Source organism: Empedobacter sp. UBA3239, assembly GCF_002362875.1.
In the GTDB taxonomy this organism is placed as follows: domain Bacteria; phylum Bacteroidota; class Bacteroidia; order Flavobacteriales; family Weeksellaceae; genus Empedobacter; species Empedobacter falsenii_B.
The window spans coordinates 13,288-38,884 of record NZ_DEVJ01000021.1 but is presented as its reverse complement, the minus strand read 5'-3'; the positions used below and the strand labels follow the sequence as shown (position 1 = coordinate 38,884).

The 25,597-nt window shown below is 30.3% G+C and carries 24 protein-coding genes; 11 read left to right on the top strand and 13 right to left on the bottom strand.

The genetic code is table 11. The features are described 5' to 3' along the window. Nucleotides 1–280: 280 nt before the first annotated feature. The 4 genes from B4G36_RS03580 to B4G36_RS03565 all read left to right on the top strand — a co-directional run bounded on the left by B4G36_RS03580 (nt 281) and on the right by B4G36_RS03565 (nt 4,540). On the top strand, nt 281–634 hold the full coding sequence (locus tag B4G36_RS03580) for a hypothetical protein (protein ID WP_291062056.1): 354 nt from the start codon (nt 281–283) through the stop codon (nt 632–634). 265 nt (nt 635–899) lie between these two features. Next, a complete protein-coding gene (locus tag B4G36_RS03575) occupies nt 900–1,160 on the top strand; it encodes a hypothetical protein (protein ID WP_291062054.1) in 261 nt (86 codons plus the stop codon). Nucleotides 1,161–1,176: 16 nt separating this feature from the next. Next, nucleotides 1,177–1,902: a GLPGLI family protein gene (locus B4G36_RS03570; RefSeq protein WP_291062052.1), complete on the top strand. Its 726-nt coding sequence runs from the start codon at nt 1,177–1,179 to the stop codon at nt 1,900–1,902. Between the two features lie 10 nt (nt 1,903–1,912). Beyond that, nucleotides 1,913–4,540 (top strand): hypothetical protein, encoded by a 2,628-nt coding sequence (locus tag B4G36_RS03565; protein ID WP_291051490.1) that lies wholly within the window; start codon nt 1,913–1,915, stop codon nt 4,538–4,540. 237 nt (nt 4,541–4,777) lie between these two features. Here the strand turns inward: B4G36_RS03565 and B4G36_RS03560 are convergent, their stop codons facing one another. The 9 genes from B4G36_RS03560 to kdsB form a co-directional block, all read right to left on the bottom strand. After that, complete coding sequence (locus B4G36_RS03560; protein ID WP_291062050.1) at nt 4,778–5,302, bottom strand: DUF4136 domain-containing protein; 525 nt, start codon at nt 5,300–5,302, stop codon at nt 4,778–4,780. 84 nt (nt 5,303–5,386) lie between these two features. Continuing rightward, nucleotides 5,387–5,836 (bottom strand): NUDIX hydrolase, encoded by a 450-nt coding sequence (locus B4G36_RS03555; protein ID WP_291051288.1) that lies wholly within the window; start codon nt 5,834–5,836, stop codon nt 5,387–5,389. 115 nt (nt 5,837–5,951) lie between these two features. Then, a complete protein-coding gene (gene xerD, locus B4G36_RS03550; RefSeq protein ID WP_180905186.1) occupies nt 5,952–6,839 on the bottom strand; it encodes a site-specific tyrosine recombinase XerD in 888 nt (295 codons plus the stop codon). Beyond that, entirely contained in the window at nt 6,840–8,423 is a 1,584-nt protein-coding gene (locus tag B4G36_RS03545; protein WP_291062048.1) for a S41 family peptidase, read from the bottom strand. A gap of 7 nt (nt 8,424–8,430) precedes the next feature. Further along, on the bottom strand, nt 8,431–8,874 hold the full coding sequence (locus B4G36_RS03540) for a deoxycytidylate deaminase (RefSeq protein WP_180905188.1): 444 nt from the start codon (nt 8,872–8,874) through the stop codon (nt 8,431–8,433). 6 nt (nt 8,875–8,880) lie between these two features. Next, on the bottom strand, nt 8,881–10,842 hold the full coding sequence (locus B4G36_RS03535) for a site-specific recombinase Gcr (protein WP_280049617.1): 1,962 nt from the start codon (nt 10,840–10,842) through the stop codon (nt 8,881–8,883). Between the two features lie 108 nt (nt 10,843–10,950). Further along, on the bottom strand, nt 10,951–11,592 hold the full coding sequence (locus B4G36_RS03530) for a LolA family protein (RefSeq protein WP_286495552.1): 642 nt from the start codon (nt 11,590–11,592) through the stop codon (nt 10,951–10,953). A gap of 106 nt (nt 11,593–11,698) precedes the next feature. Further along, nucleotides 11,699–12,250, bottom strand: a complete 552-nt coding sequence (locus tag B4G36_RS03525; protein WP_038332702.1) for an HNH endonuclease — start codon at nt 12,248–12,250, stop codon at nt 11,699–11,701. Between the two features lie 144 nt (nt 12,251–12,394). Beyond that, nucleotides 12,395–13,138 (bottom strand): 3-deoxy-manno-octulosonate cytidylyltransferase, encoded by a 744-nt coding sequence (kdsB, locus tag B4G36_RS03520; RefSeq protein WP_291062046.1) that lies wholly within the window; start codon nt 13,136–13,138, stop codon nt 12,395–12,397. Between the two features lie 200 nt (nt 13,139–13,338). On the opposite strand from kdsB, the gene B4G36_RS03515 reads away from it, so the two are divergent. From B4G36_RS03515 to B4G36_RS03500, 4 genes are all read left to right on the top strand, one after another. Next, complete coding sequence (locus tag B4G36_RS03515; protein ID WP_291062044.1) at nt 13,339–14,130, top strand: DUF3822 family protein; 792 nt, start codon at nt 13,339–13,341, stop codon at nt 14,128–14,130. Continuing rightward, nucleotides 14,106–14,648, top strand: coding sequence for an RsmD family RNA methyltransferase (locus tag B4G36_RS03510; RefSeq protein WP_291062042.1), 543 nt, complete (start codon nt 14,106–14,108; stop codon nt 14,646–14,648). Before B4G36_RS03515 ends, B4G36_RS03510 begins: the two co-directional genes overlap by 25 nt. 134 nt (nt 14,649–14,782) lie before the next feature. Next, a complete protein-coding gene (locus tag B4G36_RS03505) occupies nt 14,783–17,011 on the top strand; it encodes a TonB-dependent siderophore receptor (protein WP_291062040.1) in 2,229 nt (742 codons plus the stop codon). Between the two features lie 118 nt (nt 17,012–17,129). Beyond that, on the top strand, nt 17,130–17,618 hold the full coding sequence (locus B4G36_RS03500; RefSeq protein WP_291062038.1) for a TlpA family protein disulfide reductase: 489 nt from the start codon (nt 17,130–17,132) through the stop codon (nt 17,616–17,618). A gap of 67 nt (nt 17,619–17,685) precedes the next feature. On the opposite strand, the gene B4G36_RS03495 is transcribed toward B4G36_RS03500, so the two are convergent. From B4G36_RS03495 to B4G36_RS03480, 4 genes are all read right to left on the bottom strand, one after another. Next, on the bottom strand, nt 17,686–18,636 hold the full coding sequence (locus B4G36_RS03495; RefSeq protein ID WP_221854529.1) for an FKBP-type peptidyl-prolyl cis-trans isomerase: 951 nt from the start codon (nt 18,634–18,636) through the stop codon (nt 17,686–17,688). Nucleotides 18,637–18,677: 41 nt separating this feature from the next. Beyond that, nucleotides 18,678–19,109: a hypothetical protein gene (locus B4G36_RS03490; RefSeq protein WP_115001825.1), complete on the bottom strand. Its 432-nt coding sequence runs from the start codon at nt 19,107–19,109 to the stop codon at nt 18,678–18,680. A gap of 209 nt (nt 19,110–19,318) precedes the next feature. Beyond that, complete coding sequence (gene dnaX / locus B4G36_RS03485) at nt 19,319–20,407, bottom strand: DNA polymerase III subunit gamma/tau (protein WP_115001827.1); 1,089 nt, start codon at nt 20,405–20,407, stop codon at nt 19,319–19,321. A 28-nt stretch (nt 20,408–20,435) separates the two neighbouring features. After that, nucleotides 20,436–20,729 (bottom strand): SdpI family protein, encoded by a 294-nt coding sequence (locus tag B4G36_RS03480; protein ID WP_291062036.1) that lies wholly within the window; start codon nt 20,727–20,729, stop codon nt 20,436–20,438. A 176-nt stretch (nt 20,730–20,905) separates the two neighbouring features. Between B4G36_RS03480 and B4G36_RS03475 the strand changes: the two genes are divergently transcribed. Genes B4G36_RS03475 through B4G36_RS03465 form a run of 3 tightly spaced genes read left to right on the top strand, consistent with a single transcriptional unit; the run spans nt 20,906 to nt 25,597 of the window. Continuing rightward, nucleotides 20,906–23,470 (top strand): FtsK/SpoIIIE family DNA translocase, encoded by a 2,565-nt coding sequence (locus B4G36_RS03475; protein WP_291062033.1) that lies wholly within the window; start codon nt 20,906–20,908, stop codon nt 23,468–23,470. 33 nt (nt 23,471–23,503) lie between these two features. After that, nucleotides 23,504–24,133, top strand: coding sequence for a LolA family protein (locus B4G36_RS03470; RefSeq protein ID WP_291062031.1), 630 nt, complete (start codon nt 23,504–23,506; stop codon nt 24,131–24,133). A 3-nt stretch (nt 24,134–24,136) separates the two neighbouring features. Continuing rightward, entirely contained in the window at nt 24,137–25,597 is a 1,461-nt protein-coding gene (locus tag B4G36_RS03465) for an LptF/LptG family permease (protein WP_286495541.1), read from the top strand.

Here is a 25,597-nt window from a genome sequence, read left to right as displayed (position 1 = left end):
TTTTAGGGAAGATTACAAATAGATATAGATAAAAGAAAAGTATTATACTCTAAAGAGTCAATGTCTAGAATAAAAATATCATATGAATATTCAACATCATCGACAACACAAGATCAACAATTATTAAAAACATATAACATTTTGTATAAGGATTTTAAAGAAGAATTATTAAAAATGAAATAATACTTTTTCAATGATAATCACCTACTTAACATAAATGTTATTATGAATTATAAAATCGATTGAATTTACTTACTTTGTATTAGATTATTTTAGACAAATGATAAAAGTTAAACACCCTTTAGAAAAGCAAAATCTTAACCAAGAAAATTTTATTCAAAGTATAGCTAAAGATGATAGAGAATATCATGAACTATTGTTTTCTTATGGTAATGCTGTTTATATCTACAATAGTTTAGAAATCGAACCAACTTTAGTAGATTACGAGGAATGGTTAGAAGGATTATCTGATTCTATAAAAGAAGATATGAAAAATAGAGGTTTTGAAAATTGTAAAACTATTTTGTCTTTTACTCGCTATGTGCGAGAAAAAAGTGATATCGGAATGGAAGAATTTGTAAAAGAAAAAATGGGTTCTTCAGACTTTGAAAAATATCAATCACTTCTGAAATAACTTAATTTCTAAAAACAGATTACTTTACATAATTGAAATTCTAGAACATAAAAAAACCTCCAATTGGAGGTTTTGTATTTTATATAAAACACGTTATAGAAGATTTATAAATATGGCTAATGTTAAACTTTTGGGTTTTAATTATTTAATTTTAATGTGCACTTTTTTTTCTCTAAAATTATTATTAATATTAAACTAATTAAAGTTAATGGGTAATTATAGGTTGCAAACTATGATTAATTATTAAAAACTAAAATACATTAAAATGAAAAAAATCTTATTAGTAAGTGCTTTTGCACTTATCGGAACATTTGCGATGGCAAATGAAACTAAATCATCTGGGTTTGAAATAAAAATGACTACAGTGGAGGAAAATGGAGTAGCATGTTGCACTGCTACAGTTACATATAACGATGAAGTAGTAAAAACTTTTACCGAATGTAATGCCGGATCTACAGCATCAAATTGCGGACTTGTGAAAATGTTTGCAGAAAATTATGTAAGAGAACAAGGAGGGACTGTATAATTTTTGAATAAAATAAATGAAAATAATATTAAATATTTTATTTACATTATTTATGGCTACTCTGTTTGCGCAGAGTAGTCTTACTATAAAATATAAATATGAATATAATTGGGAAGGATTACCAAATTCAACTAGACCATCTTATCTATCCTTAAGTGATGAAAAATCATTGTTTACGATTGATTTTAAGCAAAAAAACATGGATTTAGATGAAAACTTAATACAAATTATAAGTAAAGAAGGAGTAAGTAATATGTATAAAGATTATCAAAAGAATAAAATATATTACAAAAACAATATAGCTTTTAAAGAGTTTCTTACAATAGATCCTATTAATGTTTTTAAATGGCAACTAACTAATGAAACAAAAAAAGTTCTTGGTTATGAATGTCAGATGGCTTTAATGGAATATTATGGACGTAAATATCAAGCTTATTTCACAACAGAATTAGGATTTACTTATGGTGGACCTTGGAAGTTTGATGGATTACCAGGTGTAATACTTGAGGTATATTCTTTAGATAATCAATTTAAAATAACAGCAACAGATATAACATTGAAAAATGAAAATATAGAGATAGATAATCCATACAAGGATAATATGAAATTTATTAATTTTAAAGAATTCCAAGAGATGTATAAAAAATGGTACAAAGAAAATAATAGAATAGTTGTAACCCCTCAAGGTAATGAAATAACAGAAAGTGTTCCGAAGTGTAAAATAGAGTGTTTAGTAGATTAAAACAATACATTTGAGAAATTTATTTTTATCAATTCTCTTTTTCGTAGGGAGTTTTATACAAGCACAAATTATAAAAGGAAATATAACAGATGAAGGAAAAACATCACTTTCATCTGTTTCTGTTTTGATAAAAAATAAAGACAATCAATTAATAGAAAAATTTACATCAACTAAATCTAATGGATTTTATCAAATAGATTTATCTGAAGTAAGCGATACAATTTTTTTAGAAGTTTATAAGTTAGGGTTTGAAAAAGAATTTAAAATAATTATAAGATCAGAATTATTACTAGAAAATCAAATAGATTTTGTTTTATTAAGAAGTAACATTCAACTAAAGGAAGTTACAATAAAAAACTCAAAACCGTTTACTGTAAATAATGATACAATAAATTACAATGTCAATCACTACAGAAGTGATTTAGATAAAAGTATAGAAGATGTTCTTAGAAAAATGCCAGGAATAAAAGTGGAAAGTGATGGAACAATTAAATATAAGAATAAACCAATAGAGAAATTATTGTTAGACGGAGATGATTTATTTGGAAATCAATATACGAATGGATCTAAAAATATTTCTCCAGAAATAATAGAACAAGTACAAGCAATTGATAATTTCGAAGAGAATCCACTTTTAAAAAATATAAAATATACAGACCAAGTAGCCTTAAATCTTAAATTGAAAAAAGGAATGGCTGATGTCTCTGCAAATTTTGATTTGGCAGGAGGAATAGAAAATCGTATTCAAACAAAAGCAAATAGCTTAATTGTTTCTAATGTGATCAAAAACTTTACGACATTATCATATAATAACACGGGGTTTAACGAAACGCCTTACGATTATTTTTCAGGTAATAGTGATGTCACAAGTTCTAAAATTAAGGAAGAGTTAGCACCTAAAGCAATTACCGAAACAACTTTTAGTAGTGATGTGGGGACACAAAGAGCTAATCAAAATAAATACTGGTACGGAAATACAAACACAATTTATAAAATTTCTAAAGCTACAAATCTTCGATTTAATTTTACGGCTTTAAATGATCATTTACGATATGAAACTTCCAATGAAACGTCTTATAATTTTAATGGAGACAGTATAATTAATCTTTCGGAGAATAATAAAGTTATTAAAAAACCAATCTTGTATGATTTTAATTTGAAATTGACGTGGAAGAATAAAAACAAATCAATGATTGAAAATGATATGATTTATCGTTTTGAAAAAATGTCAACGAGTAATTTTTACGATTCTAATTATAGAAATCAATTTGAAAGTAATTTGAGGTCAAAAAATAAATATTTTCGAAATCATTTATTGTATACCGAAAAAATTAGCGCAAAAAATAGTTTACAATTATATACTCAATTTTCAGTAAATGATAAACCACAAGATTTTGATTTATTTCCTGGAATAGATTTTTTAGGTTCTACTAATTTTGTTTCAAATTCAATACAATTAAGCTCTTTTACAAAATATTTCACAACAGTTGGATTTAACTTTTTTGGAAGAAATAAATTAGGTAAGTACGAAATTAATGCGAATCAAAGTTTTATTCAGAATAAATTGGAGTCTAAATTATTTCAAGGTCAAGAACTTTTGGAAAGTGATTTTCAAAATAATTTAGATTACGAAATTATCAACAGCACGATTGAAAGTAAATATAGTTTTGTAATCGGTAAATTAATTTGGGTAAATCAGTTAAAATTGAAAAATTATTGGTTAAATAACAATGAAAATAATATAAAGCGTTCGGTTTTTAATCCTATAATTAACTTAATATATAGTTTTAATGCTCAAAATAGGTTGAGTTTTAATTTATTATCAGATCAACTGTTACCACAAGAAAATTATTTATATCAAAATTATATTTTAACTAATCACAGAACTTTGCAAAAGAATTTAGACACATTTGATTTTCAAAAGATTAAAAAAGTTAGTTTTGATTTTTCTAGTCAAAATGCTTATCGTCAATTTAATTGGATACTAAATGGTTATTATCAAATTAATAAAAACAATATATTTTCAACCATTTTAATTGAAAATGATTTGACTAAAATTTCGAGTTTTTTGTTAGATACTAAAAATGAATCTTTAGGTTTGTCAACTTCTGTCGAAAAATATTATTATCCATTAAGAACAAATATAAGATTGAGAGGAAGTTATAATAGGATGAATTATCAAAATCAAATTAATAATTCGGATTTAAGAACAAATATTAATCAAAGTTATACAATTAATTTTTTCGTAAAATCATCATTTAAATTTCCAGTTAATTTTGAGAATGATTTTAATTATCGATATAATCAAAATAACACAGAAGGATTAGAGCAGAAATTTGAATTTTCTTCACTTAATAATTCTACAAAATTATTAATTAAACCAATAAATTCACTATTTTTTAATTTAACTTGGGATTTTTATAAACCTAATTTAAAATCAAATAGTAGTTATAATTTCTTAGATACTTATATGTTTTTTAGACCTAAAAAAGACAATTATACTTTATATATAAGAGGAGCTAACCTTCTAAATAATAAATCATTTGACATTAAAAATATCAGCGATTATTATAATAGTTATTCTAATTATACATTAAACCATCGTTATATTTTATTAGGAATTAATTTTCGATTATAAATTTTTAAATCGAAAATAAGTCAATGTTTCTTTAAAAATATCTTACTTAACATAATGATTATTATCTATCTAAATAATTTAGGTTAAATTATTGATATTGTGAAAGTGCTGTTTTGGATAAATAAAATTGATTCAGAAACTTCTTTGTAAGGCGCATTTTTACGTTGAAACTGCATATCCAAATCGGACAAAATATAAATCCCTCGTAATTTTAGTTTTCGAGGGATTTTTTAATTATTATTTCTTTTTAGGTGGAAATTTTTGCAACAATTTCGTTACACCTTTCTGAATATTTGCTGCACGAACTTCTGGCGAAGCTTTCAACGGCATTTGAATTTTCAAGGTTCCTTCCCAAACCAATCTTCCTTCATCCTTCATCGAAATCGTATAATTTTGATTTAATTTTTGAGACATAATCGGAATTCCAACCGAAACTCCACCTCCAAAACCATAACCACCCGTTCCCATTCCAATTCCAACATTAGAATTTTGTTGCTTCGAAACATATTCTTCTGGCTTCACGTCTAACGTTAAATTTCCATCATTCGACTTCTGAAAACCTCTGTATAACATTCCTTTTTCAATCGAAGAATATAATCTAGCAGAATCTAAATCATTCAATCCTAAATTTCCTGTTTGCGTAAAAGAATACGTTCTATTTGTTTCAAAATCAAAATCTCGGTCATAATCTACCGCTACATTCTGCGTGCTACACGAAACTATTGTTAGGAAAATAGCACTTAATAAAAGTATTTTTTTCATTGTTAATATTTTAATGATGAGAACCTGAAACGAGTTCAGGTTGACAAATCACGCCCGGTTGAACTTATTTCAACATCATGTGAACTATTTCAAAGAATTAATATAAATTTCTACCACTTTTCTTAATGAATCAAAACCAATGTCGTCTAAATTAATTTCGTTGATAGCAATCCATTTTATAGCTGCAATTTCATCTTTTTCAAGAACAATTTCTTCGTCAGGAAAATCAGCAATAAATGCTAAATCACACGTTTTATACGGAACTTCTTTATACTCGTATGTATTGGGTTGCGAAAGAAAATACTTGAAATTCTCTAAAGGAATTTTAATTCCTAATTCTTCTTCAATCTCTCGTTGACACGTTCTTTCTGCCGACTCATCTGGATCTGTAAATCCACCAGCTAAATCTAACATTCCCTTTTTTGGTTCTTTATTACGAACAGTAAACAAGATTTTGTCATCTTTTTTAAGAATAACCGCCACCGCAGCAGCTACGTTTTGATAATAGACCAAATCGCAATTGTTGCATGTCATTTTTCTAAAGTCAAAGAGATCGATCGTATGTCCACAATTGGGGCAAAACTTGAATGATTTTATCATTTCTTTTCTATTTTAATGTAAAATCTGAAACAGATTCAGGATGATTAAACTATTTATTTCTCGGGTGAAATTTGATAATCGCATCTCGAATAAATTCTTGATCAACATGCGTATAAATTTCAGTCGTCGTAATACTTTCGTGTCCCAACATTAACTGAATTGCACGAAGATCTGCTCCATTTTTCAATAAATGAGTCGCAAAAGAATGACGAAATGTATGCGGACTAATTGTTTTTTTAACTCCAGCAATTATCGATAATTCTTTCACGATTGTAAAAATCATTACTCGTGTAAGGTTTTTACCTCGTCTATTTAAGAACAAAAAATCTTCGAAACCAGCTTGTATAGGAAGATGAATACGAATACTTTCTTTGTACAAGTTAATATATTTTATCGTATAATCGCTAATCGGAACAAGTCTTTGTTTGTTTCCTTTCCCAATAACACGAATAAAACCATCATCAAAAAAAAGATCAGAAATTTTGAGATTTATCAATTCCGAAACACGCAAACCACAACCATAAAGCACTTCTATAATCGCACGATTGCGCTGTCCTTCTGGTTTTGATAAATCAATTACTTCAATCATTTTATCAATTTCTTTTTCAGAAAGTACATCAGGAAGTTTCATCCCAATTTTTGGAGTTTCGAGCAAAGAAGTTGGATTATCTTCTCTAAAATCTTCGAGTTGTAAGTACCCAAAAAAGCTTTTCAAGCCAGAAATAACACGCGCTTGCGAACGCACGCTATATTCACTCGATGCAAAATCGTGTACAAAATCCCTTAAATCATCTTGTGAATAATCTAAAGGTTGTTTATCAGAATAATTAATTAATTTTTGAATATCGCGTAGATAACCTTCAATTGTATTGGCAGAAACTCTTTTTTCTAATTTCAGATACATTTGATAGTCATACAAAGCATCTTTCCACAGCATTTACTTCGTTATTTTTTCAAGTTCAAAAATACGCTTTATCATTTCATCTTCGGGCATCCAAACTTGATAAAATGCACGAGAACCATATAAAGTTCCAGCAATTGTGGCTTTCATATAGTTATCAACAGTTGTTGAAAAGACAGGGTTAAACTCATTTGAAGGAATTCCTAAAACACCTAAAAACTCATTTCTATACATTCCAGCACTGAAATATTTCAAATAAATTGCTTCGTTATGAAACATGAAAAAATCGTGAATTGAATAAATTTTCTTGAATAAAAAGTCATTAAAATAATTTGCATCTTGATTATAATACAACCAGTTCGAAACCGAATTTGTATCTAATGCAACAAATTCATCAGGAATAATTCCACCACCGCCGTAGACTTTTTTACCTGAAGGCGCTGTAAACTCTAAGTCTTTATTGATTTTAATTGAGTCTTTACTATATAATTCACCCGATTTTAAACGTTTGTATAAATCGTCGCTGTATTTTGCCGTTTTTTTATCAAAAGGTTTTTGAATAGATCGTCCAGAAGGTGTGTAATAGTTTGCAACCGTTAAACGAACTTTAGTATCATCGCCTAAATTAATTTCACGTTGCACCAAACCTTTACCAAACGAACGACGACCAACGATAATTCCACGTCCGTAATCTTGCAAAGCTCCCGCAACAATCTCACTCGAGGAAGCAGAATTTTCGTCCATTAAAACATAAATTTTCCCTTGCTCGAAAAGACCTCTATTTGTGGCGTAAATATATTTTTTACGTTTTTGTTTGTCTTGAGTGTAAACAATCAATTCGTTTTTCGTCAAAAATTCATCTGCAATTTCTTCGGCAATATGCATGATTCCTCCAGGATTTCCACGTAAATCAAACACCAAAGTTTTCATTCCTTGATCCAATAAATTTTGTAAACCTTCGTGAACTTCATTTGCAGAATTTTCAGAAAAACGAGTCAATTTAAGATAACCAATATCTTTCGTTAACATATGTTTTCCAGTAACCGTAGGAATTGGAACAATAGTACGATTTAGCGTAACAGAAACTGGTTTTCGATCGCGAATAACAGATAGTTTAACTTCCGATCCTTTCTTACCTTTCAATAAACCTTCTATTGTTTTATTATCTTTTGCAACCAAAGATTGATTATCTACAGCAACTAATTGATCTCCAAACTCTAGTTTACCATAATTTTTCGTTCCAGGCAACGTACGTTCAACAACAATAGTGTCGTTCATTGTGCGAAATTGAATTCCAATTCCAACAAATTCACCTTTCAATTGTTCTTCTGCCTTTTGTACAGAAGCTTTGTCGATATATGTACTATGTGGATCTAGCTTGGCAACCATATAATGAATCGCATCATCAACCAAACTATCCGAATTAACATCGTTCACATATTCATTGTCAATCAAAGAAACTAATCGACGAATTTTTTGTTCGTTATCCGAATATTGCAAACCTACAATATCCTTGTTTTCATCGAACGCAAAGTCGTATTTTTTCCCAACCATAAAACCGATTAAGAAAATAATCATCACAACTAATACGATATTAATAACCTTGAAAAAACTTCTCATTAAAATGCTAACTGTATAATTCTTCTTCTGTAATTTGTCGAATTGTAATTCCTGATTTTTCTAAAAACTCTAACCCAGAAAGGTCTTTGTATTGTTGAATGTAAACGATGCGCTTTATACCTGCTTGCAGAATAAGTTTGCTACAATCTGTACAAGGCGAAAGTGTAATATACAACGTCGCTCCTTCTGCAGATTGAGTGGAAGTTGCACATTTTAGAATTGCATTTGCTTCAGCATGCAAAACATGCCATTTTGTATTCCCCTCTTCATCTTCGCATTTGTTCTCAAAACCACTTGGCGTACCATTGTAACCATCAGAAATAATCATTCGATTTTTAACAATAATTGCACCAACTTTTTTGCGTTCACAATAGGATAGATTCGCCCATTCAAAAGCCATTTTAAGATAAGCTTTATCGTAACGTAATTGTTTTTCAAAGTTTGTTTCCATTTCTAACTAAGCTTCTTCTTTGTTTTTTGTCCATAAAGGCGGAATAAAAAATGGTAATGGATTTCGGAAAAATGCTTTTAATGTATGCGAAATCATCGTAAAAATCTTATAAAAAGGAATATTATTAGATCGCATTGCCATTAATAATGATAAGATAAAACTAACTAAGAAGTTGCTCCAACCAACCATGAAAATTGCAATAAAACCTATAATCATTGGTCCAATATCAAAATGATAGCCCATTCCTCCAATACCAATCGCGAAGTTTCCTGAAACGAAAGTAATGTGTCGAATATCGAAAGGTTGACCTGTAAAATCGCCAATCAAAAAGGCACATCCCATCATAAAACCGAATGCAACATTACCGACAACTCCTCCCATATTTTTCTCAAACCAATTCGAAATTCTTCTTCTTCTACGTTCTGAAAATGATTTCTTCAGAATTGGATGATTATAAATACGTTCTGGAATATTATGAAAACGTTGATTATTAATTGTAATTCCAGAAATTAATCCTGAAAGGAATAAGAAGACTCCAGCAATTGCTCCGAAGTAAAAAATATGCCAATCCATTATCACTACTTCTTCCCAATAATGATACGCTTTAGAATATTTTAAAACTTCTAATCCTAAGATTTCGTTGAGTAAATAAAATATTCCTAATGAAACCACAAAACCTGCAACAACATTTCCTAAAAAAGCAATCATTTGGCTTCTTACTAATTGCGCAAATAAAGTTGTAAAATCTTTCACATTCAGTTCAGAACCAGAAGTCGGCACAAGCGAACGAGCTAAACGAGCTGCTGTCATAGAAGGCTGTTTTGTAGCAAGCGTCATATGTGTCAAATAAATCGTACAGAAACCAACAGCGTAATTAATACTAAAGAAAAATGCTTTAAACAATGGCGATGTATCATGTATATTTCCAATTCCGGTTTTGATAAAACACAAAAAAGAAACAATAAAACCACCTCCACAAGCTGTCCAAAACATCTTGTTATACTCTTTGGCTGTCTGCGTAATATATTTTTCTCCTGTCTTACCATTATGATAAGTAACTAAGAAAGTGATTAAATAAACCGTAGAACCTAACTGATTACTCATAAAATTCTTTGGTGCATAAAATTCAACCCATTTCTTTGTTGCAAGACTATAGAAAGAAATTATTCCGTGTAATCTTAGTTCATTATAACTATTTAAAATTGTTTGCAAACGAACTAATTGTTGTTGCAAACGATTGATTTTTGATGCAACTTTCAATGAAATTCCTTTGTAATCTTTTTGTGTTAAAATATCATTTAACAAATGTTTACATTTCGAAATACTTTCTTTGATTTCTAACATATCAAAGCCAGCTTGTGGATTTTCGATAATGTTACTAATCTGCATCGAAAGTTTAGAGAATGGATTATCAAGATAATTAACCTCGTTACTGTAACGCATCATTTCTTTGTCCGAAAACCCACCAGTAATACGAACCGTCAAAATAGAAATTGCTTGTAAAAGCTGATTTTGAATATTATTAACGTTTCCTTTAAAATTATCTGGTTCGATATCTTGATACAATACTTCGAAAAATTTTCGCCAACGATCTCTTGGAATAATTCGGATTGCTGATAAGTTTTTCGAATTATAAAAAATCTCATTTACCACAGAAGTTAATTCATTATTATCTTCAATATCTGGTAAAAGAGAATCCATTATTTTCTTTCGAAAAATGGATAATAAATTATCTTCCAGATGAATTCCACTATCTACTAAATAGCTAACGAAATTGATTTTCCCGAATGTATTTTGAAGTTCTTCGCGAAAAATTAATCGATATGTAGGGTTATTTTGAAGTTTAGAAATTAGATCATCTATAAAAGAAATTGAATCTGGATAATCTTTTCTTGCTTTCTCTAATAATCTTAGAAAAAAGCTCTTCTCGTATTTTTTATTTTGATCAAATATAGAGTCTAAAGCCATATTTTAATTTCTTCATTCAGAGTACAAAAGTAAAAAACTTATACTACCTAAGCAGTATAAATCAAAAGAAATAAAAAAGTGATTCTTGATGAACCACTTTTTATATATTTAGAATTTAAAATTTTTCTTATCTATTGCTGGGTTGATTTTTATGTCATTAAATTTTATCACATATTCTCCTCCATCAACTGGTTTTCCTACCACTTTTGTGGCGAAAGATAATCCGTTATACGTCTTGAAATTAGAGTAATAAAGTGTTTCGTCTTTATTTTTTTCCATTACAATTTCGTACGAATTTTTATCAAAACAGTATATTGTAGAATTTGTATTTTTTGTTAATTCTATTTTGTAACAGCTATTATTTTGATCGTATTTATCTACACCTAAGTATTTTACTTTAAATCCTTTTTGTTTATATTTCAAAATATCCGAATCAAAAGAGTCTGGTTTATAATCTTTTACAGCTACATTTTTCTTAGCAACTTCGCTGTATGTCCATCCCATTCTACCATCATATCCTTCGTTCAAGATTTCTTTTCCATTCATCACAAACACTACTTTTTTGTTGTAAGGGCGTTGATGATAAACAATCATTGGATAAGAATCTCCAACATTTATAATGGCTTCTCCTTTTAGGATAATACTGTTCAAATTATTCCAAGCTGCTTCTCCTCCTGTTTTTTTAATATGAGTTTCTATTATTTTATCTGCATTTTGTGCAAATGTAGTCACAGAAAATAATGAAATCATAAGCGTGCTAAACGTCAATTTCGACATAAGAACTTTTTTAATTTTTAACAATCTGTCGAACAAGATATAAAAACTAATTTAAAGTTCTGTAAAGAAATATTGTCTTTTAGTCTTTTTTAACTTCTATATGAGCCCAATTTTCACCTCTTAAAATACGGTAAACCTGACCTTGAGAAATATTAAATTGTTTTGCTAGTGTAGAAATTTTTGTTTTTCTATTTGGATCAATTAATTTCTTTTTTAGACGAATAACTTGTGCTTCTGTCAACTTACTATTTGGAATACTGTCTAAACGAGAACGTCCTTTCATCATTCTAAATAAATCCTTGTTGTGTTCTTTCCATTCGTCTAAAGTAGCCCACTTTAAATTATCCATTGCGTTGTTTAATTTGTTATGATCCAAATGCACTACATATTCTTTATTGTCTTTATTTGGTAAAAACGTTTCGGCAACCATTTTATGTACATATTTAGCCGTACGTTTTCCGTCTGCTTTTGTTACCCAAATCGCACGATAACCGTTGTTAATCGCTCCTTCTAAGATTTTGTATTTATCTTGTCCTGTGTATAATTTTTTTACAAGACCATCTTTTGAAACTAAAAAGGATCTTTTTTCAATTAATCCTTCTGCTTCGTATTCTTTCCATGAATCACTCATAATCACTATTTTACTTATTTACTCCATTTTACAACAACATTCATACCGAAATATTTTTTTAAGTATTAATTAACTTAATTGTTTCATTTCCATGTCAAGTATAGCTAATTTTAGGGCAAATATAAATCATAAAAAGTTTAAAGATTATTTTTTAACAATAGTGGATAAGTACTTTTTTGCACGCTCTAAATCTTCTGGTGTATCAATTCCTACTCCTATCGATTCGGTTTCAATCACTTTAATCTTCATTCCATATTCCAAATAACGTAATTGTTCTAATTTTTCTGCACGCTCATTTTGACGCATTTCAAGTGTTGAAAACTTCAACAAAGCTTCTTTTCTAAACGCATAAATCCCTAAATGACGAAAATAATTTGGTGTAAAATTAGTTTCACGTGCAAATGGAATTGCTGAACGCGAAAAATAAAGTGCAAAATCGTTAATATCAGTGACCACTTTTACAAAATTAGGATTGTTAATATCTTCTTCCTTTGTAATGGATTCTTTTAAAGTCGCCACATCTACAGTTTTTCCCAATTCTCCATCAAAAGAGGATAAAATATCTGCCAAAGCTTTTTCGTTCACAAATGGTTCATCGCCTTGCACATTCAAAATAATATCACATTCTATATCTTGTATAGCTTCAACAATTCTATCACTTCCTGTTTCGTGATCTTTGATACTCATGATTGCTTTTCCGTTGTGCGAAACAATTTCATCAAAAATTAAATCAGAATCTGTCACCACAAAAACATCGTCAAACAAATTAGTAGCGACAACATTTTCGTACGTCATTCTTATCACAGTTTTATCGCCCAATTGTTGCATCAATTTACCTGGAAAACGTGTTGCTGCATAACGAGCTGGAATTACGGCTATTTTTTTCACAATTTTTAATTTCAATTTTCTGTAAATTTAAAATAGATTCGGCTGAAATGCTTCTTTAATCAACAAAATAATTATAGTATCTTTGCTAAAATAAATTTTCTGTATGAAGATTGCTTTCAAAATTTTGTTATTTTTGATTTCATTAGGATTAATATATATCTTAATCAACGAGTTAAAAATTCAAGGATAAAGAAAAATTTATGTCAAAAACAACTCAACATTCGTTAGCGATTTTACTATCTCACGATATGCTTAGTTATATTACCAAAACAACCGACGGAGAAACGACTTCGTACTCGGATGTGTATGACTATTCGGTAGATTTTACAAATCTTAACAAAACGGAAATTGAGATTGAACATGAATTGCGTTCTAATTTGACTTTGCTACAAGAATATGATTATGTGCATATTTGTTTTTTGTCGACAACTGTAAATGTTGTTCCAAATCACTTTGCGCACAAACCTTTCGAGGAATTGTTATCACTTTCTAACTATAGTTCTGTAAAATTGGCAATCGATTGTCCTTTGGAAAATGTAGATGCCTCAATTATCTACAATATTCATTATCCGCTAAAAGATATTTTGCTTTCGTTACCGAATTTGCAAAATGCGCGTTTGTATCATTCGGGCAAATTCTTGGTAGATTATGGAATGATTAATACCAAGAACGATGAAATTTATATCAATTTAATGCATCAAAAATTAGAAGTTTGTGTGTTAAGCAATGGAGAATTTATTTTTTATAATCTATTTGAAACAAAAACGAAAGAAGACTTTTTGTTTTACATTTTGTATACATTAAATCAATTAAATATTAGTCCAAATACCGTTTCGTTGTATGCTTTTGGTGACATCATGAATTCGCCAGATTATTATGAAACTTTACAAAAATATGTGCGTCATATTTCGTTTAACGAATCAGACAAACAACTTGGTCAATATTTTACATTATATAAATTATTCGAATGCGAATCATTTCAGGAACATTAAAAGGAAAAAGAATCACAGCACCAACCAACTTGCCGGTGCGCCCAACAACAGACTTCGCGAAAGAAGCTTTATTTAATATCTTAAACAACGAATGGTATTTTGACGAAATTACCGTTTTAGATTTATTCTCTGGAATTGGAAGTATTTCATTAGAATTTGCTTCACGTGGAGCAAAAAAAGTAACTTCGGTTGATAATTTCTACGGTTGTGTAAAATTTTTGGACGAAATAGCGAAACAATTAAAATTAGATGATGTTATTTCTACTGTAAAAAGTGATGTCATGAAATATTTGGATAAGCAACCAATCAAAAAATTTGATATTATTTTTGCTGATCCTCCTTACGATTTGGATGTAGAAACTTACAAAAAAATCCCAAATTTGGTTATCGATAATCAATGGTTAGAAGAAGGTGGAAATTTTGTTTTAGAACATCCTTCAAGCATTTCTTTTGAAGAGCATCCAAACTTTGTACAGCACAAAAAATACGGAAACGTACACTTCTCTTTTTTCGAGTAAATATCCATTTTCTTAAAATATTTAACAAAATCGACTGATAGGTGATATCTATCAGTCGATTTCTTTTTTTTATTTATACTAAGTCTAATTAAATTTGCAACATTAATTTTATTTAGAATAAATATATATAACATATGAAAAGGAATAAACTTTTACTAGCTACACTTACTATACTAAGTTTTTCTACTGCATTCGCACAAGAAACGACTAAGGAGAAGAAAGATTCTATCAATAATTTACAAGAAGTTGAGATTTTTGGGGACCGAAATAAAAAACAAAGAGGGTTAGAAGCTATTACCCGTTTTCCTGTTTCGCCAAATCAACAAATACAAACTATATCTACAATTTCAGAAAAACTAATTGAAGAGCAAGGAGCTCTAACCATTACAGACGCAGCTCGTAATGTTCCTGGTGTTACCTTATTCGGTTCTTACGGAGGAAATAGAGAGTCTATGTCAATTCGTGGATATAGAGGAACACCAGTCTTAAGAAATGGAGTTAGACAAGATTCAGATTTTAGAACTGCTGGTGCAATAGCTGATATGCAGGGAATAGAGTCTATACAGGTAATCAAAGGATCTGCTGCAATTACTCAAGGAGTTGGAAACAGTCTAGGTTCTGCTGGTGGAGTAATTAATTTAGCTACAAAAACGCCTCGTTTTATAAATGCTGGAAATATAGGTTTACGTGTAGGGTCTTGGAATCAAGTTCGTACAACTTTTGATGTTCAACGCGTAGTTGATAACGCTAAAAGCTTTGCATTTCGTCTAAATGGTGCATATCAACAAGGTGATAGTTATAGAGATGTTGTAAACAATAAAAGATTCTATATACAACCTTCTCTTGCTTGGAGACCTGATGATAAAACAGAAGTAATTGCAGAAATGGATTATTTAAATTTTGAAGGCGTTCCTGATGCAGGTACAGTAAATTTAAATAATGACTTCACGCAAGCATTAGCTAATATGGGACATCGCTTCTTAGGTTTTGATACTGACTTTGATAAAAGTGAAGCAACAACATACTCATTACGTGCTACACGTCAATTAACTGATAAGATTAGTGTACGTGCTGCATATTATGGTTCTATTAATGATAGAGATCAACAGAGCACTTCATTAGCTACAATAAAAGACAAGGCAGGAAATGTAGCCGATTACTCTTTAAGAACTAGATCATTAGGACATTCTACTAGAAATGATAGAAATACAACAATTCAAATTGATGTAATGGGAAAAGATTTTCAAGCTGGAATTCTGAAATGGAGTTGGCAAGCTGGTTATGATTATACAACCTATCGTGTAGATTCTCGTAGTGCACAAATCGATTCAGGAAAAAAAGATAAAGATGGTAACCCTATTATGACATCTACTATTCCTGTGGTAGAAGACCCTATTAATGTACTACAAAATATCAATAATAAATTACCTAATAATTTTGATTTTTCTCAATTAACAATCAATACATCAAGTCCTCTTGATAATGGTTATTACTACGGATTTATGACTCAACATCATCTTAATATTACAGATTACGTAAAAGTTGTTGGAGCTTTGAGATGGTCATATTCTGGTGTAAATTCAAAAGACATTTTAGATCCTATGATTGGATTAATGGTTTCTCCTATTAAAAATATTAATTTATTTGGATCATATACAACAACGTCATCTTTACGTTCTGCTTCAAATCCTTTACAGGGTGGAGGAAAAGTTGGAACTTCTCGTACAAAACAATTTGAAACTGGTATTAAAACAGATTGGTTTAATGACAGACTTAGAGCAAATGTTACATACTTCGATATGGTTAACGAGAACTTAGCGTATGAAATTGTGAATGGAAATACACGAACTGGGTTATATCAACTAGCAGGAGATTTAAAACGTAAAGGAATAGAATTAGAAGTAACAGGGCGTCCTTTACCTAATGTTCAAGTAATGCTTGGTTACTCTTATTTAGACACACAATACCAAGGTTCTCCTTCTTATGTAGATGGTTCTCGTCCAATGAATGCTCCTCGTAATACAGCTAATGCATGGGTACAATATAAATTCCAGAAAACAAACACTTTTATTGATGGATTATCTATTTCAAGTGGTCTTTATTATGTTGGATCACGACCTGTTAATGATAGAAGCACAACAAAAGATGCACATGGAAATGTAATGAATGGACAAGCTCCTTTCTTAATGCCAGAATATACAACGCTTAATGCGCAAATTGGATATTCTACACGCAAATTCGATTTCCGTTTATTCTTCAATAATATTACAGACGAAATCGGATACAACTCATACTACAGAGGAGGTTACATCAACCAAATCGATCCATTTAACATGGCAGGACAAGTAGTATTTAAATTCTAATTTTCTCAGAGTTAAACATATTTTTAGCATTTATTTAATAGGAAAACGACAGTTTTATAAACTGTCGTTTTTACTTTGGATAGAATTGACTAACTTCCGTCAAAATTTTTCTTAAAACATGAAAACAAAAATTACTGCTTTATTGATATTCTTTTGTTCGATTTTTACATTTGCACAAACAGAAAATACGCTAAAATCTATTCCAGAATTTTCTTTCGTAAAAATGCAATCCGAAGGAATTTTCAGTTCAAAAGATATCAAAAAAGGAAAACAAACGTTAATCGTTTTATATTCGCCAACATGTATTCACTGCCAATTAGCCTTGAATCATTTTAGCAATAATTACGAAGAACATTTAAAAAATACTCAGATTATTTTAGTTTCTGAATACGAAGCAAAAGACGCTATCCCTTTCCTAAAAGAGCATGCACCTAATTTTGTAAACAATAAAAATGTAGAATTATTATATGATTCTAATTACGAATTTGGTCCAACATTTCAACCAACTTCTATTCCTACATTTTATTTATTCGACAAGGATCAAAATCTTGTTACAATCAAAAAAGGTTCTGTAGAAGCAAATCAAATTTTTAAATATTTGAAATAATTTAAAAATTAATCCATAAAAAAATCCACTCAATTGAGTGGATTTTTTTGTTATATCTAATCGATGATTATTTACCTTGTTGTGATTGAGCTTCGAATTGTTTTTGTAATTCTTTGATTTGCTCATCAGATAAACCTTGTCCTCCTTGCGCACCTGGTTGTCCTTGTGGAGCTGGTTGACCTTCTTTAAAGTCTACTAATTCTACTTCGAACTCTAATGCTTGGTTTGGTCCAATTTGTCCTCCAGGAGCTCCCATTTCACCGTAACCTAAGTTAGCAGGAATATAGAATTTGTATTTAGATCCTTTAGACATTAATTGTAAACCTTCTGACCATCCTGGAATAACTTGATTCAAAGGAAATTCTACACCTCCTTTAGCTTCAGGGTTTTTATCTGTACTGTCAAAAGTCTTACCAGTAGCTAAAATTTTACCAGTATATTTTACTTTAACAATACTATTGATGTTTGGTTTAGCACCTGTTCCTTCTTTTTCTACAACATAAACTAATCCAGAAGCAGTTGTTTTAGCACCAGAAGTTTTTTTCTTCTCGTCTACTAATTTTTTAGACTCGTCTGCATTTTTCTTCACCAAGTTTTGTTGGTGATTTTTTGCATACGTATCTAAAATTCCCATTCCCGCTTCTTGTGTAATCAATAATTTTTTGTGACGTACAACATCCATAATCCCTTGAACAATGATATCCTTGTCCATTTGATCTAATTGTTGTTGGTTAATAACCGTCTCAATTTGCTGACCAACTTGTTGACCAATCGCGTAAGATTCTCTACCTTCTTTACCTGCTTTTAAGTAATCGCGGATCCCTTTTTCTAATTGATCGTAGTTGATACTATCAGTTTCAACTAAACGTCCTCCAAGACCTTTGATTTGCTCACCAAGACCAGTTCCGAAAGCATAAGAAGCTTTTTGATCTTCGCTTTCTAATTTGTCTACAGATTTTCCTTTGTTACAAGACACTAACGACGCAACAACAAAAATCCCTAAAAGAACTTTTTTCATTATTTATAAAAATTTATTGCAAGTTTAATAAGAAACTTTCATTAATCATACAAATCTAAACCAAATTCTTCTTTTAATTTTAACAAAATCGGGTTTTTATCTGATAATTTCTCAAATTTTTCTTTGTTTGATAAGATATGATTCGTTGCTTCCTTCTCAGAAAACTTAATTTGAATACTAAAATAGTGATTCTTAAGGAATGCTCTCAAACTATTTCTGATTCGATCGCGATATTCCTCAAACTCTTGTTCTGATGAATGAGAAGTAAACTCGAAAATAATTTCATCACCTTCCAAACCAAGTTCAGTTGTCATCAAAGCGTTATAAGATGGAATATTATGTTCGATTTTTAATCGATCCAAAAATCTTTTCCAGCCTTCTTTTACTTGATCCAATGTAAACTTTTCTCGAGGTAAATCATTTCGTAAAATCTCTTCTTGATGTTCTTCAACTTTTGCCCCAGGCAAAGCCATCTTAAGACTAAACGACGAATTACCATTTGTTCTAATTGGTTTTGAAGCACGCGTATATTCTTTGACTTCTTCTGAAATCGAAGTTTTAGTATGTTGTGTATTTACCTGCTGTAGAGTTTGTCCATTATGTGGAATAGAATTATTTTGCTGAATTTGAGGAACTTCAATTTTAGAAGTTTGTTGTTCAGAAAAATAAAACGTTGGCGGAACTATCCTATACTTTTTTTTTTAAGCCCGTTTTCTTCTGCCGTTAACGAAGCCAATTGCATCAATGCAATTTCAACTGTTAAACGTGGATTTTTACTCGATTTGTAGTTTAAATCTGCTTCATTACAAATTTCAATTGCTCCAAATAAAAACGTTGCTGAACATTTTTGCGCATGCTCCAAATATTTTGCTTTTATACGCTCTCCTACTTCCAATAAACTTACTGTATTAGCTGTTTTCGCCATCAATAAATCTCGGAAATGAGCGCCCAAACCACAAATAAATAAATGTGCATCAAAACCTTTGTTCAAAATATCATTCAATTGCAACATCGCTTGCGGAATATCATTTTCCAAACACGCGTCTGTCATCTTGAAATAGTAATCGTAATCTAATACATTCAAGTTTTCTGCAACTGAAGAATAGGTCAAATTTTTATTGGTAAAAGTTGACATTCTATCAAAGATTGACAATGAATCGCGTAACGCACCATCTGCTTTTTGAGCAATCAAATGCAATGCATCATCTTCAAAAGTTACCTGTTCTTTTTCAGCAACATTTTTCAAATGTCCTTTGATATCTTCAACTCCAATTCGTTTGAAATCATAAATCTGACAACGAGAAAGAATCGTAGGAATAATTTTATGTTTTTCTGTAGTTGCCAAAATAAAAATAGCATGCGCTGGTGGCTCTTCTAACGTTTTCAGAAACGCATTGAAAGCAGCTGTTGACAACATATGAACCTCATCAATGATGTAGACACGATATTTCCCAATTTGAGGAACAATACGCACTTGATCGATTAAATTTCTGATATCATCAACCGAATTATTAGACGCCGCATCTAACTCAAAAATATTGAAAGCAAAATCTTGATCGCCTTCTACTCCATTTTCTTCGTTGATTTTACGCGCTAAAATTCGAGCACATGTTGTTTTCCCAACACCTCTTGGTCCACAAAATAAAAGAGCTTGTGGCAATTGATTTGACTTTATCGCTTGCTCCAAAGTATTTGTAATAGACGCTTGTCCAACTACATCTTCAAAATTTAGCGGGCGATATTTTCTGGCTGAAACAACAAAATTTTCCATACTATTGGCAAATATAATGGTTATAATTTTAAGAATTAAATCTATTCATTTTTTTTAATTTTTTTTCTGTCAAAACGAATGTTAAAAAACAAAAGGTAGTCATACAACCTAGTGAAATAATTGAAGCAAAGATGTAATTTATTTCAAATAAAAGTCCTGATAAAGCAATTAATAAAAAAATTACTCCAAAATAAAACATAATTTTTCTGGAATATTTTTGTGCAAAATTCCAATTCTCAATATTTTTCATTGATAACTTTGACCTATAACCATATAATGGATTAATATTTTTTGCAGGAAAAATTAATTGTACAATTCCCATAATTATAAATATTAGACCAAATAATAAGGATAAAATAAACAAAGGGCTTTCTGTATTCATCATAAAAAAAATTAAATCATCTTAGTCTTTATCATTTTATATAAATTTAAATACTTTTCGTTAGATTCGTCTGTCAAAGATTTATTATTTTTGCTTCAATTATACTCAACCTTAAAATGGCTATAAAAAACACGCAGGAAGCACCAAAAACTCCTAAAAAACAAATCGTCAAAACAATTATAGGTATACTGTTTTTAGTAATCGGTTTATTACTATTCGCTTCGTTTATCTCTTATTTTTTTAATGGTTTTATGGATCAGAGCCAAATCTCTGATTTATTAGACAAAAGTCAAACCGCCGAGAATATCTTCGGGAAGTTTGGCGCATTATTAGGTGAAACATTCATTTTACAAGGAATTGGAATCGTTTCATTTTTTGTCCCAGTTTTCTTTATTCTTTTGGGAGTTAAAGTGGCTACAAATTGGAAAAAAATTAAACCTTTCACAACGCTTTATCAAAGCATTTTCTTCATGATTTGGTTACCAATATTTTTTGGTTGTATTTTACCTACTCAACACATGCTTTCTGGCGTAATGGGATTTGAAATTAATGATTTCCTAAATAGCTTTATTGGTAAATGGGGTGTAATTTTATTGCTTTTCGTTAGTTTATTGATTTATTGTGTCATTCATTTCCGAATGACGTACCAATCTATCCAAGAAAAAATGGAAGAACGTGCGAAACAAAAAGAAATTGAGCGCATAGAAAAAGAGCAAGAAAAAATCAAGAGAGAACAGCTTGAATTAAGAAAACGTAAGGAAAAAGAAGAACAAGAAAAGATAAATAAATTCAATCAAGATGCTGAAAAGCAACAGGAAGATAGTTTATTGCAAGAATTAGAATTGATAGAACAACAAGAGAAAGAAGCAATTCAATCTCATAAAGTAAATCCAAACGAAGCATTTCATCAAGAATTTAAAATTAATCAACCAAAAGAGGAAGAAACAATCGAAGAAACTCCACTTAATATTACAGAATTAGTAGTTGAAGATTTGGCAGATGATGAGGAAGAAAATAATCAAGTAGATTTTTTATCAATTAATGATGAAGAAAATTTCGAAACAGAAATTCAACCAACTCAAAATTCTTCTGAAAATGGATTAGAATTAAAAGTTCAACACGTTGATGAAGAAGAAGAATTTGAAGCGACTTCTGCTCGATTGGTGCAAGAACAAGGTGAGTACAATCAACGTTTAGATTTACCAAATTATCAATTTCCTCCTATTTCATTGTTAAAAAAATATGACAACGGAAATACGTTAATTGATCAAAAAGAATTAGAAACGAACAAAAATAGAATTGTCGAAACCTTAGGAAATTACGGAATCGGAATCGATGAAATTTCAGCAACAATCGGTCCTACAGTTACCTTATATGAAATTGTACCAAAAGCTGGTGTTCGTATTTCTAAAATCAAAAATCTTGAGGACGATATTGCCTTAAGTTTGGCTGCGCTTGGTATTCGTATTATTGCGCCGATTCCTGGAAAAGGAACAATTGGTATCGAGGTTCCAAATTCTAATCCTTCGATGGTTTCCATGCATTCGGTTATTGCTTCGCAAAAGTTCCAAAATGCTGATATGGAATTGCCAATTGCTTTCGGGAAAACAATTACGAACGAAACCTTTGTTGCCGATTTAGCAAAAATGCCTCACTTGTTGATGGCTGGTGCAACGGGACAAGGTAAATCGGTTGGTTTGAATGCTATTATCGCTTCGTTAATCTATAAAAAACATCCATCTGAATTAAAATTTGTGATGGTCGATCCGAAAAAAGTTGAGCTAACTTTATATTCTAAAATAGAGCGTCATTATTTAGCAAAATTACCAGATTCGGAAGAAGCAATTATCACAGATAATACAAAAGTAATTAACACATTGAATTCACTTTGTATTGAAATGGATGATCGTTACGAATTATTGAAAAATGCTTTCGTTCGAAACATCAAAGAATATAACGCGAAATTTAAACAACGTAAATTAAATCCAGAAGCTGGTCACAGATTCTTACCATATATTGTATTAATCGTGGATGAGTTTGCAGATTTGATTATGACAGCTGGTAAAGAAGTAGAATTACCGATTGCTCGTTTAGCTCAATTAGCTCGTGCCGTTGGTATTCACTTGATTGTTGCAACTCAACGTCCGTCTGTAAATGTAATTACCGGAACAATCAAAGCCAATTTCCCAGGTCGTGTCGCTTTCCGTGTAACGTCAAAAATCGATTCGAGAACAATTTTAGACTCGCAAGGAGCTGATCAATTAATTGGTAAAGGTGATATGTTGTACACCACTGGAAACGAATTAATTCGCTTACAATGTGCGTTTGTTGATACACCAGAAGTCGATAAAATCACCGAATTTATTGGTGAACAACGTGGTTATCCAGATGCAATGCATTTACCAGAATATGTTGGGGAAGAAGGTGGATCTAATTTAGATATTGATTTATCTGATCGTGATGTACTTTTTGAAGATGCTGCACGATTGATTGTAATGAATCAACAAGGTTCCGCGTCTTTATTACAACGAAAATTAAAATTAGGATATAATCGCGCCGGACGATTGATTGATCAATTGGAAGCTGCTGGAATTGTTGGTCCTTTCGAAGGAAGTAAAGCAAGACAGGTATTGATACAAGATGACATGAGTTTGGAACAGTTGTTGAATAATTTGAACTAAAATTTATTAAAAACAGATAGAAAATTAAATTGTATGAAAAAGATAATCTATTCTTTCATACTCTTATTAATAGGGGTTGGAACATTAAACGCTCAATCAGCAAAACAAATCTTAGACAAAGTTTACGCTAAATATACCAACGCAAACTCGTATTACATCAAATTTGATTTTAGCCATAACGCAAATGGAAAATCAACAAGTCGTTCGGGAGAAGTTTTTGCAATGAAGCAAAAATTTAACTTGAATGTAGGCGATATCAACCAAATTTTTACAGGAACTAAATTATATACAATTGCAAAAGATGACAAAGAAGTAACTATTTCTGATGCATCTAACACAGATGATTTCTTAACACCAACTAAAGTTTTGAATACATATCGTACAGATTTCAGCTACACTTTAAAAGATAAAAAAACGGTTGGAGGAAAAACAATTCAGTACATAAAATTAATGCCAACTAAAACTTCAACAATCAAATATTCGGTTTTAGGAGTCAATACAGCGAATAATGAAATCTACGATTACAAGGAATATGGTAAAAATGGTGATACAACATCAATCATTGTAAAAGATTACGTTCAAAATTTACTTATTCACAAAAGTTACTTTAACTTTGACCAAAAGAAATATAAGTCGCAAGGCTATATGATTACTCAATTATAATCAATGTTAAAAAAACTTGACTGGTATATAATCAAGACCTTTTTAGGTCCATTTTTTTTCATATTTAGTGTTCTATTTTTCATCTTTATCGTGCAATTTGCATGGCAACAAATGGAAAAATTTGTTGGAAAAGGTTTAGAATGGTACACTATTACCGAATTACTTTTTTGGTTAGGAATTAACGTTATTCAGCTTGTATTACCGCTTACAATCCTTTTGGGGTCTATTATGACCATGGGAGGTTTTGGAGAACGATACGAATTAGCTGCAATGAAAGCTTCTGGAATTTCACTTACCAGAATCCTTGCACCATTGTTTACGTTAGTTGCTTTAATGTCTGTCGGATTGTATTTTTTCGGAGACAAAGTAATGCCTTATTCCCAACAAAAAGCGCGAACAATGTACTTCAATATCTTACAAACCAAACCAACGGTAAGTATGAAAGAAGGCGTTTTTATCGAAACCGTTCCCGGATTTCAGATGAAAATAAATAAAGTTTCGGGTGAAAATTCAGAAAAATTAGAAGATGTTTTTGTTCATCAAAATGCACCGTTTGGTGAAAATACGATGACAATTATTTCTAAAAGAGGAAATCTTGCGCCAGACAAAAACGATAATCATTATCTAAAAATGGAACTTTTTGATGGAATTGCTTATACCGACAACATCAAAAATAAAAACTTTGATCAACGCAAACGTCAAGAAAATCAATATACTAAATTTGATACATTAAACTATTATATTGACATTTCGGATATTTTAAATTCTGGTAAAGACGAAGACCCAGGAAACTCTTATAAATATTTGGACGGAAAAGGTTTAAGACATCTTATCGATTCATTAAACACAGATTATAAGAAGTATTACAAAGATTTGAAAACGAATATGTTTAATCAAAACTATTTCTATTCAATCAAAATAAAAGATATTGATACGATAAAAACAAATATGATTTTTGACTTGAAAGAGCGAAATCGTCAAGAACAAGATCAAGTGCTTAATCAAGCTATACAAATGGTAAATCGTGATCAAGAAAATATGACGTTTTCTGAACAAGAAATTGTAAACAGAGAAAAGTTATATTCAAAAGTAAATATTCATTACCAACGAAATTTCTCGTATGCAGTAACATGTATTATTTTCTTTTTGATTGGATCATCATTAGGTGCAATCGTAAAAAAAGGAGGAATTGGAATGCCAGTTGTCATCTCAATTATCATTTTCGTTATTTATTTCATTCTTAATTTCTCGGCAGAAAATATGGCGAAAAACGGAAAATTAGATCCAACTTTTGCCGCTTGGGCAGCTAATATTATTGCGCTTCCGTTCTCTATTTTGTTTAGTTACAAAGCCAATCAAGATTCTGGATTATTTGATATCAGTATTTACGTTGATCCAATTGTAAAATACTTTAATAAGTTTAAGAAAACAAACAAAAACGAGGAGCATTCTCGTTATCAATAA